Source organism: Pseudoxanthomonas sp. Soil82, from assembly GCF_040446535.1.
GTDB classification, from domain to species: Bacteria; Pseudomonadota; Gammaproteobacteria; order Xanthomonadales; family Xanthomonadaceae; genus Pseudoxanthomonas; species Pseudoxanthomonas kaohsiungensis.
This window is the reverse complement of sequence record NZ_JBEAAK010000002.1, coordinates 449,707-462,910: the sequence shown is the minus strand read 5'-3', so window position 1 is coordinate 462,910 and position 13,204 is coordinate 449,707. Positions and strand designations below refer to the sequence as shown.

Below are 13,204 nucleotides of genomic sequence, written 5' to 3'. Positions count from 1 at the left end.
GAATCGCGACCATGCCCGCCGTCGTGTCCAGCCGTCAACCCGGCGCCTCGCTCCGGTTCAGCGGAAGGGAGGCGCAGTGGCTGCTGGCCGAGGAGCGACGCTGGCTGGCCGCCCAGCTGGCCAGCCGCCCGGCGCGCCCGTGGCTGTGGCTGGCGCCGGAGTCTTCGGTCGCCGCCGACGACTGGCCCCGACCACCACCCCGCGGGCTGCTGCTCCACGAGCGCGGCGCCGGCTACGGCGGCACCGTGCGCTGCGGCCTGCCGCTGCCCCTGCCGAACGAGTGCCTGGGCGACGTAGTGCTCCAGCATCCGGGGCCGCGCGGTGCCGCCGCGCTGGTGGAGGAATGCGCGCGCGTGCTGGTCGATGGCGGTCGCCTGTGGCTGTTCCTGGTCAATCCATGGAGCCCGTACCGGTTGCGGCGGCCGCGCGACCTTCCGCCCGCGCGCGCGGCATGGCAGCAGCACCTGCGTTCGCAGGGGATGCAGGTGGACATGGCGTGTTTCATCGGCCCCGGCTGGCGAATGGCGCCGCCGAGGGGCGCCCAGGCTTCGGCCTGGCCGTTGCGCGCGTGCCGGGTGATCGTGGCGGAAAAACGCGGACTGGCGCCGGTCGCGCCCGCGCCGGTGGCCTGGCGCCACGGCACCGCGCCCGCGGCATGAATGCAATCACAGGGATGCAATGAAGAAGATCGAGATCCACACCGATGGCGCCTGCCTGGGCAATCCAGGCCCCGGCGGCTGGGCGGCCCTGCTGCGCTACAACGCTCACGAGCGCGAGCTCGCCGGCGGCGAGCCGGGCACCACCAACAACCGCATGGAGCTGATGGCCGCGATCATGGGCCTGGAAGCCTTGAGCGAGCCCTGCGAAGTGATGCTGCAGACCGATTCGCAGTACGTGCGCCAGGGCATCACCGAATGGATGCCGGGCTGGGTGCGGCGCGGCTGGAAGACCGCCGGCGGCGACCCGGTCAAGAACCGCGACCTGTGGGAACGGCTGCACGCCGCTGCCGCGCGCCACCGGATCGACTGGCGCTGGGTCAAGGGCCACAACGGCGACCCGGACAACGAACGGGTGGACGAGCTGGCGCGGCTGGCGGCGCAGCAGGTGCGCGACGCCGGCGCGGTACACTGACCGCGCATGCGCCAGATCATCCTCGATACCGAAACCACCGGGCTGGAATGGAAGAAGGGCAACCGCGTGGTCGAAATCGGCTGCGTGGAACTGCTCGAACGCCGCCCCAGCGGCCGCAACTTCCACCGCTACCTCAAGCCCGACTGCGACTTCGAGCCCGGCGCCCAGGAAGTCACCGGGCTGACCTTGGAGTTCCTCGCCGACAAGCCGGTGTTCGAGGAGATCGTCGACGAGTTCCTCGAGTACATCGACGGCGCCGAACTGATCATCCACAACGCGGCATTCGACCTGGGCTTCCTCGACTCGGAACTGTCGCGCGCCGGCAGCCACTACGGACGCATCCTCGACCGCGCCACCGTGGTCGACACCCTGCTGCTGGCGCGCGAGCGCTTCCCCGGGCAGCGCAACTCGCTCGATGCGCTGTGCAAGCGGCTGGGCGTGGACAACTCCCATCGCCAGCTGCACGGCGCGCTGCTCGATGCGCAGATCCTCGCCGACGTCTACGTCGCCCTGACGTCGGGGCAGGAAGAGATCGGTTTCGCCGACTCGCAGCCGGCCTCGCGACCGGCCGCCGTGGTGAGCTTCATGCCGGTGGCCGGCGAGCGCCCGCGCATCGTGGCCGCGGCCGAGGAGCAGGAGGCGCACCTGCGCCGCCTGGCGACCCTGCGCAAGAAGGCCGGCCGCACGCTGTGGGACGAGGTGGTGGAGCCGCTGGTGGTGGAAGCGGCCGTCGGCTGAGCCGGGACGGCCGCGACGGCCGGTTACTGGCAGCGCACCAGCACCGCGGTGACGTTGTCCGAACCGCCGCCGTCCAGGGCAGCGGCGACCAGCGTGTCCACGCATTCCTGCGCACTGCAGTCCGGTTCGCCGAGGGTCTGGGCGATGTGCCGGTCGTCCACCTCTTCGGTCAGCCCATCGCTGCACAGCAGCAGCTGCATGCCCGGGCGCAGTTCCCCGGCCATGGTCGACACGTTCAGGTGGTTGGGGTCGGTCACGCCCAGCGCCTGCGTGACCACGTTGCGGTGCGGGTGGGAGCGCGCCTGTTCCGGGGTCAGGGTGCCCTGCGCGATCAGGTCCTGGACGTAGCTGTGGTCCTGGCTGAGCTGGGCCAGCTTGCCGTCGCGCCACAGGTAGGCCCGGCTGTCGCCGACCCAGGCCACCTCGAAGCGTTGGCCCTGCACCCGCGCGGCGACCACGGTCGTCCCCATCGGCAGCGCATCGTTGCGCCGGCGCGACACGCGGATGATCTCCTCGTCGGCGATGCGGATGGCCTGGGTCAGCGGCGTGCCGCTGCGGATCTCGCGCACGATGGTTTCCCGCGCCAGCGCGCTGGCGACCTCGCCACACGCATGTCCCCCCATCCCGTCCGCCACCAGCCACAGGCCGAGCTCGCCATCCCCGTAATAGGTGTCTTCGTTGAGCTGCCGGCGCAGGCCGACGTGGGTCAGGTGTCCGAATTCGATCATGTCTTCCCAGGCGGCTGGGGCTTCAAGGATGCATACGCGATCATCCGGGCGGACAGGCCAGCCGGCAAGGCGATGCGGCCGGCCCCTTCATGGTCGGTATCGGCGGGGACCCCACGCGGGTTGAGCGGGTAGCGACGGCTTGTCGGACGCGGGCCGGCCCCGTATCATTCACGCCCCCGGCCATGCCGGGGACCGCGGAGAGGTGGCAGAGCGGTTGAATGTACCTGACTCGAAATCAGGCAGGCGTTTATAGCGCCTCGAGGGTTCGAATCCCTCCCTCTCCGCCAATTCTTTTCACCCGCATCATCCCAGTCGCGGCGCCCCGACCGAGCCTACGTGTCAGGGAGGGATTTGAACCCAAGGGTTCGACAAACCGGCGCAGCCGGTTTGCACGGCGAAGCCGCCCGGAGGGCGAGGCCCCGCAGGGCCGAGTGAATCCCTCCCGCCCAAACGCCCCAGTGTCCTCAATGCGTTGTTCCAACGCCGCCTCCAGGACTGCGTTCGGTGCTCGGCAGCAACCCTGGGGTTCGACAGGCCGCGCAGCGTTTTACACGGTGGCGTAGCCACCGCCCGAGGGGCGAGGCCCCGCAGGAGCCGAGTGAATCCCTCCCGCGCCCCCGATCGCCTGGCCCCCCGGCTCGTGCTCCCACGCACCGGCACGCCGCGTCGGGAGTGACGGGGCCGATTGCACTACCTGGACAACAAGGGCCTCACGCGACCACCCCGCCGCCTGGCGCTAGACTGGCCGCCCCTCGTCCCTGCGCCTGCCCCATGTCCGAAATCCAGGTCCCCGTATCCTTCGGCGAACTGCTCGACAAGATCTCGATCCTGCAGATCAAGTCCGAGCGCATGACCGACGCGGCCAAGCTGGCCAACGTGCGCAAGGAGCTATCCGCGCTGGAGCACTCCTGGATGCAGCATCCGGCCGCCGGCGGCGATATCGCCAAGCTGCGCGCGCAGCTGAAGGCCGTCAACGAGCGCCTGTGGGACATCGAGGACGCCATCCGGGTCAAGGAGAAAGCCGGCCAGTTCGACGAGGAATTCGTGCGCCTGGCCCGCAGCGTGTACTTCGAGAACGACGAGCGCGCGCGGGTGAAGAAGGAAATCAACCTCGCCCTGGGCTCGGCCTACGTCGAGGAGAAGTCGTACCAGGACTACCGCGGCGGTTCGACGCCCTGATCGCCGCCCGCCGCCGCACCGGCGCGGCGCTCGCGGTCCACGTCTTCCAGCGCGCGGATGCGCACCATGTGCCTGACCATGCGTAGGTCAGGGCTGTGCGGCAGCGCCACGCCGTAGCCGGCGTGCAGGCGCTCCACGTCGCCCGGGCGGCCCATGCCGATCGCGCCGAGCTGGGCCACCAGCAGCGCCTGCTCCTGGACCTCGGCCGGCAGCGCCTGCGGCAGCTGCAGGACCGCTTCGCCGGTGGCGCGCATGGCCGCGGCATCGCGCGCGGCCGCGGCCGCGTACATGGCCAGCATCCGCCGTACCGGTTCGGGTTGGAGCGCCGGATCGATCCACGCCGGTTCGATCCAGACCCCACGCAGGTCCGCCGCCGGCAGCGGAGCGAGCGTGGCCATCGCCATCGCCGAGGCCGCCCCGGCCCAGGTCGCCGGATCGACGACCGGCCCGCGTGACAGGCCGAGCAGGGCCTGCAGCTGCGGCTCGGCGGCGGGCGCATCGCGTTCGCGCAATGCCAGGGTGCTTGCGTGGGTGCCGTCGCGCAGTGCGGCGGCCAGCGTGATCGCGCGATCGCGCGCCAGCAGCAGGCCGTGGCCGGGCAGCGCGCGCGCCGGCTGCGACGCCGGCGGCGGCGTGCGGCCTTCGAGCAGGTCCAGCACCGGCAGGCCGTTGTCGGCCAGCCGCTGCAGGGTATCGGCGCGGTCGCCGCGGAAGCGCGTGCGCGGGCCCTGCAACGACACCAGCGGGTGGAAGTCGCTGTGCGGCTGCGCCTGCAGCGCACGCACGTAGGTCTGCAGCAGCGCGCGGCCGCCGATCCGGCGCAGCGGCAACGCCGCATCGCCGTCCAGGCCGACGCGTGCGGTTTCGCGCGACAGCGCCGCACCCGCGTGCAGCCGTCGCGCATCCGGGTCCGGACAGCGCTGGCGGCAGGCGACCACCACCAGGTCGTTGTCCTGCGCCAGGTACACCTGCGCATCGGGGAAGCCTTCCAGCAGCGCGGCGATGATCGGCGCCAGCAGCGCGTCGTCGATCTCGTAGGTCTGCAGCCACTGCACCAGGATCCCGTCCTCGGCCAGGTGCCCGCGCAGGAACGCATAGAACTGCGTGGTGAACAGGCTCGCCACCCCGCTCACCCACGGATTGGACGGCTCGGAAACGATGACGTCGTAGTGCCGGCGGTGGCTGGAGAAGAAGTGGCGCGCATCGTCGAAGTGGACGTGCGAGCGCGGGTCGTCGAGCGCGCGGCCGATACGCGCGGCGAAATGGCGCACGCCGGCCGCATGCACCACCGGCTCGATCTCCACCGTCTCCACCCGCTCGACCCGGTCGCTGCCGAGCAGGGTATGGGTCGTCAGGCCCAGGCCCAGGCCGATCACGCCGACCTGCCGCGGTTGCGGGTGCAGGGCCAGCGGCAGCGCGCCGAGGGTGACCATGGTCAGTTCGTCGCCAGCGGGTGGGCCGTCGATCGAGGCCGACATCGCGCCGTCGGACTTGCCGTTGGTCAGCAGCGACAGCGTGCCCTGCGCCGGCGAGCGGGCTACGCCGATCGTGGCGGTCTTGCCATCGCGCAGGAACGGCACCTCCAGCGCGCCGTCGAGCCGGGCGAAGCCGGTGCGGAACGCGCCCGACAGCTGCGCGCGCGGATCCGGCCGCCCCCAGCCGAGCACCAGCACGAACGCGGCGACGGCGGCCAGGACCATGCCGCCCACGCGCCGCGGCGCCAGCTCGCCGCGCGCATGCGCCAGCAGCCAGAAGCCGAGCAGCACGTCGACGCCGGCGGCCAGCATGATCCCCGCGCGCACGCCGGCCAGCGGCACCAGCACGTGCACCATCAGCAGCACGCCGGCGATCGCGCCGAGGGTGTTGGCCGCGTACAGGCGGCCGATCGCAGCCTCGCCGGCGCCGTCGCGCAGCAGCGCCAGGGTGAACAGCGGCAGGGTCATGCCGGCGAAGAACGCCGCCGGCAGCATCACCGCCATCGCGATCACGGCGCTGCCCAGCAGGTACAGCCGGTAGCCGCCGTCGGTGCGCGAGAGCGACTGCACCAGTGCCGCGGTCCAGTCGAACGAATGGGCGAACGCCAGCAGCGAAAGCAGCGCGGCCACGCCCATCGCCACCTGCGCCAGCGCGGCCACCCGCAGCGGATCGTGCAGGCGCGCCGCGCGCCGCTGCACCCAGGCGCCACCGAACGCCAGCCCGAGCAGGAACGCGGCCAGCATCAGCTCGAAACTGTGCAGGGTGGTCCCCAGGGCCTGGTTGAGCAGGCGGATCCAGCCGATCTCGTAGGCGAACGAACACGCACCCGAAGCCAGCGCGATCCACAGCACCGCGCGCACCTGCCGCGTGCGCTGCGGCCTGCCAGCGCCGTCCGCCGCGGCAGCGGGCCCATCGGACGTATCGACGCGCGACGGGCCGGTGGGCGCCGCCACGGGTACATGCGACGGTTCATGGCGCAGCGACAACCAGGCGGCCACCGCGGCGACGGCCAGGTTGGCCACGCCGGCGACGGCCAGCGCCCCGGGCATCCCCAGCCGCGGCAGTAGCAGGAAGGTCGCGCCGAGCGCACCCAGCGCGGCGCCCAGGCTGTTGGCGAAGTACAGGCCGCCCAGCACGCGCGCGTCGTGGCCGGCACGCGCCGCCTGGCCGCCGCCGGCGCGCAGCCAGCCGGCACTGAGCAGCGGGAAGGTCGCGCCCAGCAGCAGGCAGGCCGGCAGGATCAGCAGCGCCGCGCCCAGCCACGGGTACAGCCGTCCGGCGAGGCCGCCCCCGAGCGCCGGCAGCACCGCCTCGGACAGGCCCAAATAGCCCAGGAACAGCGGATGGAAGGCCAGGCCCAGCACGCCGATCGCGGCCTCGGCGATGGCGTAGGCGCGCAGCAGGCGCGACCAGTGCCGGCCGCGGCGCGCCACCCACCACGCACCCAGCGCCATCCCGCCCATGAAGATCGCCAGCACCAGGCTCTGCGCGTAGGCGGCATGGCCGAGGACCAGGCCCAGGTAGTGGGACCACAGCGACTGGTAGACCAGGCCGGCGAAGCCGGAGACCACGAACAGGGCGAGGACGGCCTGGCCGGGCAGGGCGGCCGGCACCGCCCGCGTGGACGTGGCGGCACTCAAGCGGCCGGCCCGTGCGCCAGCCGCATCGGCTCAGCCGCCATGGTCGGCGCGGTAGCGTTCGAACGCATCGATCGCATCGTCCACGGTGACCAGTTCCATCACTCCGTCATGCTCGATCTTGGTCCCCCACTTCAGCGCCGAAGCCGGCTTGCGCAGGTACTTGCGCGCGGCGTCGTCGTAGCGGTCCACGCAGTAGCGCCGGTCCGAGTAGGGGCCGCTGCGCGCCGGGTTGCTGGCCGCGTGCAGGCCCAGCACCCGGGTGCCCATCGCGTTGCCGATGTGCATGGGGCCCGAATCCGGGGTCACGAGCAGGTCGGCGCGGGCGAGCAGGGCCGGCAACTGCTTGAGCGTGTCCTTGCCGACCAGGTCCAGCGCCGGCGCGCGCATCGCCGCCACGATCGCATCGGCGGTGCTGCGTTCCAGTTCGCTGCGCCCGCCGCACAGCACCACCCGCCAGCCACGCGAAGCGGCGTGGTCGGCCAGGGCGGCGTAACGGTCGGGATACCAGTTGCGGCGCACGTGGCTGGAGCAGGGCGAGATCATCAGCACCGGGGTGCCGTCGTCGGGCCACTGCGCGCGCGCCCACTCGCGCGCCGCCTCCGGCACCGGCAGGTCCCAGGCGACCTCGGCCTGGCGCAGCCCCAGCGGCTCGCAGAAGCTGCCGATCGCATCGAGTACGTGGATGCCCGGCCGGTCGGGGATGCGTTCGTTGATAAAGAGCCCGTGCAGGTCCTTGGAGCGGGAGCGGTCGTAGCCGATCCGGCGCTCGGCGCGGATGTAGGCCGACAGCAGGTTGGCGCGGAACGCCACCTGCATCTGCAGCAGCGCCGCGAACGGCTGCGCCGGCAGCGCCGCGCGCAGGGCGCGCATGCCGGCCAGGCCGCTGCGCTTGTCGTAGACATGGAAGACCACGCCCTCGAGGCCCTCCAGCAGGCGGAAGCCGGCCGGGTCGATGATCCAGTGCAGCGGGGGCGTCGCCTCCGCGCCGGGCCAGGCGCGCTGCAACGTGCGCACCAGCGGTACGACGTGGGTCACGTCGCCGAGGGCGGACAGGCGCAGCAGGCAGAGTGGGGGGCGCATCGCTGGCAGGTGTTGTTAGACTCGTGCGGATGGTCGCCTTTGACGCCAGCGAAGCCCTGACGCCGTACCGCGCCGAGAGCGGGTACGGGGCCATTCTCTTCGACCGCGAACGACTGCGGCAAGCCGGCGCCGACCTGTTCTCGCCGGCGGCCTGGGGCGAGCGCGCCCGGCCGGTGGGCTCGGGCGGGCGTGGTGGGGCCTGGTTCGTCGATGCGCCGTTCGGTCCGGCGGTGCTGCGCCACTACCTGCGCGGCGGCCTGGCCGCGCGCTTCAGCCGCGATGCCTACCTCTGGCGCGGGGCCTCGCACACGCGCAGCTTCGCCGAGTTCCGGCTGATGCGCGAACTGCTCGGCCGCGGCCTGCCGGTGCCGCGCCCGCTGGCGGCCAGCTACGTCCGCGACGGCTTCCAGTACCGCGCCGCGATCCTGCTGGAGCGGCTGATGGACGTGCGCTCGCTGGCCGACCGCGCCCTGGTGGCCGGCAACGGTGCGCCCTGGGAGGAAACCGGAAGGCTGGTCGCCCGCTTCCACCGCGAGGGCCTGGACCACGCCGACCTCAACGCGCACAACCTGCTGTTCGACGGCAACGGCCGCGGCTGGATGATCGATTTCGACCGCGGCCGCATGCGCATCCCCGCCACCCACTGGCGCGAGGCCAACCTGCGCCGGTTGCTACGCTCGCTGCTCAAGCTGCGCGGCGAGCGCGCCGCCGGCGAAGTCGAGGCCGACTTCGCCCGCCTGCGCCGGGCCTACGACCTGGCCTGGAAGCGGGGCTGCTGATGGCCGGGTGGACGCTGCGGCTGCATGGGGTCGGCAACGCGTCGGCGGTGGAACTGGGCTCGGCCATGGCCAGCATCGAGTGCGACGGCCGGCCGTGGCTGACCATCGACTGCGGCGCCGAGGGCCTGACCGCGTTCGAGGCGCTGTACGGCCACCCGCCCGATGCGGTGTTCATCACCCACGTGCACCTGGACCATGTCGCCGGGCTGGAACGGCTGTTCGTGTCCAGCTATTTCGATCCGCAGCGGCGCGGCCGCGTGCGCCTGTACGTGCCCGCGCCGGTGGTGCCGCTGCTGCAGCGGCGCGTGGCCGACTACCCCAACGTGCTGGCCGAGGGCGGCGCGAATTTCTGGGACGCGTTCCAGCTGGTGCCGGTGAGCGACGCGTTCTGGCATGACGGCCAGCGCCTGGAGGTGTTCCCGGTGCGCCACCACTGGCCCGACACCGCCTTCGGCCTGCGCCTGCGCGGCAGCGTGGTCTGGAGCGGCGATACCCGGCCGATCCCGGAGATGCTCGCCCGCCACGCCGATGCCGGCGAGCTGATCGCCCACGACTGCGCGCTGCACGGCAACCCCTCGCACACCGGCCTGGACGACCTCGAGCGCGAGTACCCCGATGCGCTGCGCAAGCGGATGCTGCTCTACCACTACGCCGGCCAGGCCGATGCGGTGGCGATGGTGGCGCGCGGCTACCGGGTCGCGCGTCCGGGCGAATCCTGGCCGCTGGCCGAACCGCGCACCGCGCTGCCGGCGCCGGCATGAACCTGGCGCCGCAGCTGCCGGCCGTGCCGCAGGACCGCTTCGGTCGGCCGCTGCGTGACCTGCGGCTGTCGGTGATCGACGCCTGCAATTTCCGCTGCGGCTATTGCATGCCGGCCGACCGCATCCCCGACGACCACGGCCTCGACGCGGCCGGGCGGCTGTCGTTCGACGAGATCGAGACCCTGGTGCGCGGCTTCGCCGCGATCGGCGTGCACAAGCTGCGCCTGACCGGCGGCGAGCCGCTGCTGCGCAAGCGCCTGCCCGACCTGGTCGCGCGCCTGGCGACGGTCCCGGGCATCGACGACCTGGCCCTGACCACCAATGGCTCGTTGCTGGCCGCGCAGGCGCATGCGCTGCGCCAGGCCGGCCTGCACCGGCTGACCGTCAGCCTGGACGCGCTGGACCCGCCGGTCTTCGCCGCCATGTCCGGTGGCCGCGGCGAGGTCGGCGCGGTGCTGGAAGGGATCGAAGCGGCGCAGGCGGCCGGCTTCGAGGCGATCAAGATCAACTGCGTGATCCAGCGCGGGCTCAACGAGGACCAGGTGCTGCCGCTGCTGGACCATTTCCGCGGCAGCGGCCATGTGGTCCGCTTCATCGAGTACATGGACGTGGGCACCTGCAACGGCTGGCGCCGCGAGCAGGTCGTGACCTCGGCGCAGCTGCGCGACCGCATCGCCGCGCGCTGGCCGCTGCGTCCGCTGCAGTCGCAGTACCGCGGCGAGGTGGCCGAACGCTACGCCTTCACCGACGGCGGCGGCGAGGTCGGCTTCGTCAGCTCGGTCAGCGCGCCGTTCTGCGGCGACTGCCACCGCGCGCGGGTCTCGGCCGACGGCCGCCTGTACACCTGCCTGTTCGCCGGCGAGGGCCACGACCTGCGCCCGGCGCTGGCCGGCGGGGCGGCCGCGCTGGCCGACCATGTGGCCGCACTGTGGTCGCGCCGCGGCGACCGCTACAGCGAGATCCGCAGCCAGCCGCAGGCGCCCCGCAAGCACATCGAGATGTACCTGATCGGAGGTTGAGTGGCCACGCGCAAGTCGTCCATCCCGCAGTTGACCCACCTGGACGCCGATGGCCGCCCGGCCATGGTCGACGTCTCGGCCAAGGCCGTCACCGCGCGCAGCGCCACCGCGGAGTGCCGGGTGAAGTTCCCGGCGACGGTGGCCGCGCAGCTGCGCGCCAGCGGCCTGCGTGCGGGCAAGGGCGGGATCGTCGAAACCGCGGTGATCGCCGGCACGATGGCGGCCAAGCGCACGCACGAACTCATTCCGTTCTGCCACGCGCTGCCGCTGGACGGCGTGCGCATCGCCATCGACTGGCACGGCGAGCGCGAACTGCGGATCGAGTGCACCGCCCGCACCACCGCCCGCACCGGCGTGGAAATGGAGGCGCTCACCGGCGCCACCGTGGCCGCGCTCATCGTCTACGACATGAGCAAGGCGCTGTCGCACGCCATCGTGCTGGGTCCGGCGAGGCTGCTGGGCAAGCGCGGCGGCAAGCGCGACTTCGGCAGGGAAGGGTGATGGCGACGGTGCGGCTGCTGTACTTCGCCAGCCTGCGCGAGGCTGCGGGCCGGGACGTGGAGGTGGTGGACAGCGCCGCGCCGGACCTGGCCGCGCTGTACGCCGAGGCCGCCGCCCGCCACGCGCTGGGCTGGCCGCGCGAGCGCCTGCGGGTGGCGGTGGATGGCGCGTTTGCGCGCTGGGACGACGCGCTGGCCGATGGCAGCGAGGTCGCCTTCATCCCGCCGGTCTCGGGAGGCTGAGATGGCTGCGCACGCTGCCGCCCCGGTCGTGGTCCGCTTCGAACTGGCCGATGACCGCTTCGAGGTGGAGCCCCTGCGCGCGCGACTGCTGCACGACGCCGCCGGCGCCTACGCCAGCTTCGAAGGCTGGGTGCGCGACCACAACGACGGCCGTCCGGTGCTGGGGCTGCGCTACGAAGCCTATGCCGCGCTCGCCGCGGCCGAGGGCCAGCGCATCGTCGAGGAAGCCGCGGCCCGCTTCGCCATCACCGGCGTGCATTGCGTGCACCGCACCGGCGAGCTGGCGATCGGCGACCTGGCGGTGTGGGTGGGCGTGGGCGCCGCCCACCGCGGCGCCGCGTTCGATGCGTGCCGCTTCGTGATCGACGAGGTGAAGTCGCGGGTGGCGATCTGGAAGCACGAGCGCTACGCCGACGGCGACGTGCAATGGCTGCATCCGGACACCACCGTCGCCGGCGAAAGCAACGGACGGGAGGAGGATCGATGAGCTGCATGCCATTCCGCCGCCTTGCGGCCACACCCGCCATGCTGCTGGCCATGCTGGCCGCGCCCGGCTTCGACGCGCACGCCTTCGATCCGCAGGCGGGTAGCGCGCCGGCACGGGGCGCCGAACTGCTGGTCGGCAACAAGTCCGCCGACACGCTGTGGCGCCTGTCGCTGGCCGACGGCCGCAAGCTCGGCGAAGCGCCGACCGCGCCCGGTCCGCACGAGATCGCGGTCAGCCCCGACGGCCAGCTCGCGGTGGTCAGCGAGTACGGCCGCCAGGCCCCGGGCAACACCCTGGGCGTGTACGACAGCGCCGACGGCCGGCTGCTGCGCCGGATCGACCTGGGTACGCACACCCGGCCGCACGGCATGCGCTTCGATGCCGACGGCCGGCGCCTGCTGGTCACCACCGAAGGCAGCGATGCGCTACTGGTGGTCGATGTCGAAGGCAAGGTCGAGCGCGCGATCGACCTTGGCCCGGGCAAGGGCCACATGGTCGCGCTGTCGCGCGACGGCGCCGTCGCCTATGTCAGCAAGGTCGGCGCCGGCACCGTGGTGCGCGTCGGCCTGGCCGACGGCAGCGTGCTGGAGAAACCGGCCGGCGTGGGGGCCGAAGGAATCGCGGTCGCCAGCGACGGCCGCGTGTGGGTCAGCAACCGCGAGGAAGGTTCGGTGACCGTGCACGACCCGGTGACCCTGGACGTGCTCGACACCCTGGCCAGCGACGGCTTCCCGATCCGGGTCGTGTTCACCCCCAGCGGCCGCCACGCGCTGGTCACCAACGCGCGTGCGGCGACCCTGGCGGTGTTCGACAGCGTCTCGCGCAAGCCGGTGGCGCTGGTCGAGCTGGCCAGGCCCGGCGCCGAGTACCGCGAAACGATGCTCGGCCGCGCCGCGCTGCCGATCGGCGCGATCGCCGATCCCTCCGGCGAACGCGTCTACGTCGCCATCAGCGGCGGCAACGAGATCGCCGTGGTGGACACGGCGAGCTGGACGGTGGTCGAGCGCTGGCCGACCGGTGACGAGCCGGATGCGCTGGGGATCGTGCCGGCGCCGTAAACGCGCAGCCGGGCAAGCCCGGCTCTACGTCCGGGCCGGTTGCACGCGTGAGGGTTCGCCGCGCCCCGTAGAGCGGGGCTCGCCCCGCTACGCTCCACCGACGCCCCGATCAGCCGGGCAAGCCCGGCTCTACGTCCGGGCCGGTTGCACGCGTGGGGGTTCGCCGCGCCCCGTAGAGCGGGGCCCGCCCCGCTGCGCTTCACCGACGCCCCCGATCAGCCGGGCAAGCCCGGCTCTACGTCCGGGCCGGTTGCACGCATGAAGTTTTGCCGCGCCGCGTAGAGCGGGGCTCGCCCCGCTGCGCTCCACCGACGCCCCCGATCAGCCGGGCAAGCCCGGCTCTACGTCCGGCCGGTTGCACGCGTGAGGGTTCGCCGCGCCGCGT

14 protein-coding genes and 1 tRNA gene are annotated in these 13,204 nt (G+C 72.7%); 12 read left to right on the top strand and 3 right to left on the bottom strand.

Annotation, left to right across the window (positions count from 1 at the left end):
- Window positions 1-11: 11 nt before the first annotated feature.
- The 3 genes from ABKA19_RS07615 to dnaQ are packed head-to-tail and all read left to right on the top strand — an operon-like array spanning window position 12 to window position 1,869.
- Complete coding sequence (locus ABKA19_RS07615) at window positions 12-659, top strand: hypothetical protein (protein WP_353688400.1); 648 nt, start codon at window positions 12-14, stop codon at window positions 657-659.
- A gap of 19 nt (window positions 660-678) precedes the next feature.
- Window positions 679-1,131 (top strand): ribonuclease HI, encoded by a 453-nt coding sequence (gene rnhA / locus ABKA19_RS07610; RefSeq protein ID WP_353688399.1) that lies wholly within the window; start codon window positions 679-681, stop codon window positions 1,129-1,131.
- A 6-nt stretch (window positions 1,132-1,137) separates the two neighbouring features.
- Window positions 1,138-1,869, top strand: coding sequence for a DNA polymerase III subunit epsilon (gene dnaQ, locus ABKA19_RS07605; RefSeq protein WP_353688398.1), 732 nt, complete (start codon window positions 1,138-1,140; stop codon window positions 1,867-1,869).
- A gap of 23 nt (window positions 1,870-1,892) precedes the next feature.
- On the opposite strand, the gene ABKA19_RS07600 is transcribed toward dnaQ, so the two are convergent.
- Window positions 1,893-2,597: a PP2C family protein-serine/threonine phosphatase gene (locus ABKA19_RS07600; protein WP_353688397.1), complete on the bottom strand. Its 705-nt coding sequence runs from the start codon at window positions 2,595-2,597 to the stop codon at window positions 1,893-1,895.
- 196 nt (window positions 2,598-2,793) lie between these two features.
- Here ABKA19_RS07600 and ABKA19_RS07595 point away from each other — a divergent pair.
- Window positions 2,794-2,884, top strand: a tRNA-Ser gene (locus ABKA19_RS07595).
- 484 nt (window positions 2,885-3,368) lie between these two features.
- Window positions 3,369-3,776, top strand: a complete 408-nt coding sequence (locus ABKA19_RS07590; protein WP_353688396.1) for a DUF6165 family protein — start codon at window positions 3,369-3,371, stop codon at window positions 3,774-3,776.
- Here the strand turns inward: ABKA19_RS07590 and ABKA19_RS07585 are convergent.
- Window positions 3,752-6,892 carry a fused MFS/spermidine synthase gene (locus ABKA19_RS07585; protein ID WP_353688395.1) on the bottom strand — a complete coding sequence of 1,047 codons (3,141 nt, stop codon included), beginning with the start codon at window positions 6,890-6,892 and terminating at the stop codon, window positions 3,752-3,754. The genes ABKA19_RS07590 and ABKA19_RS07585 overlap by 25 nt on opposite strands.
- A 30-nt stretch (window positions 6,893-6,922) precedes the next feature.
- Entirely contained in the window at window positions 6,923-7,972 is a 1,050-nt protein-coding gene (locus ABKA19_RS07580; protein WP_353688394.1) for a glycosyltransferase family 9 protein, read from the bottom strand.
- A gap of 29 nt (window positions 7,973-8,001) precedes the next feature.
- Here ABKA19_RS07580 and ABKA19_RS07575 point away from each other — a divergent pair, with 29 nt between their 5' ends.
- Genes ABKA19_RS07575 through ABKA19_RS07545 form a run of 7 tightly spaced genes read left to right on the top strand, consistent with a single transcriptional unit; the run spans window position 8,002 to window position 12,819 of the window.
- Window positions 8,002-8,751, top strand: coding sequence for a 3-deoxy-D-manno-octulosonic acid kinase (locus tag ABKA19_RS07575; RefSeq protein WP_353688393.1), 750 nt, complete (start codon window positions 8,002-8,004; stop codon window positions 8,749-8,751).
- The gene (locus ABKA19_RS07570; RefSeq protein WP_353688392.1) at window positions 8,751-9,512 is read left to right on the top strand and encodes an MBL fold metallo-hydrolase; all 762 of its coding nucleotides are present in this window, start codon (window positions 8,751-8,753) and stop codon (window positions 9,510-9,512) included. The genes ABKA19_RS07575 and ABKA19_RS07570 overlap by 1 nt, the downstream gene beginning before the upstream one ends.
- Window positions 9,509-10,531, top strand: coding sequence for a GTP 3',8-cyclase MoaA (moaA, locus tag ABKA19_RS07565; protein WP_353688391.1), 1,023 nt, complete (start codon window positions 9,509-9,511; stop codon window positions 10,529-10,531). The genes ABKA19_RS07570 and moaA overlap by 4 nt, the downstream gene beginning before the upstream one ends.
- Window positions 10,532-11,032 (top strand): cyclic pyranopterin monophosphate synthase MoaC, encoded by a 501-nt coding sequence (gene moaC, locus ABKA19_RS07560; RefSeq protein ID WP_353688390.1) that lies wholly within the window; start codon window positions 10,532-10,534, stop codon window positions 11,030-11,032.
- A complete protein-coding gene (locus ABKA19_RS07555; RefSeq protein WP_202935688.1) occupies window positions 11,029-11,274 on the top strand; it encodes a MoaD/ThiS family protein in 246 nt (81 codons plus the stop codon). The genes moaC and ABKA19_RS07555 overlap by 4 nt, the downstream gene beginning before the upstream one ends.
- A gap of 1 nt (window position 11,275) precedes the next feature.
- Window positions 11,276-11,761, top strand: coding sequence for a molybdenum cofactor biosynthesis protein MoaE (locus ABKA19_RS07550; RefSeq protein WP_353688389.1), 486 nt, complete (start codon window positions 11,276-11,278; stop codon window positions 11,759-11,761).
- A 5-nt stretch (window positions 11,762-11,766) separates the two neighbouring features.
- Window positions 11,767-12,819: a Vgb family protein gene (locus ABKA19_RS07545; protein WP_353688388.1), complete on the top strand. Its 1,053-nt coding sequence runs from the start codon at window positions 11,767-11,769 to the stop codon at window positions 12,817-12,819.
- The last annotated feature ends 385 nt before the right edge of the window (window positions 12,820-13,204 follow it).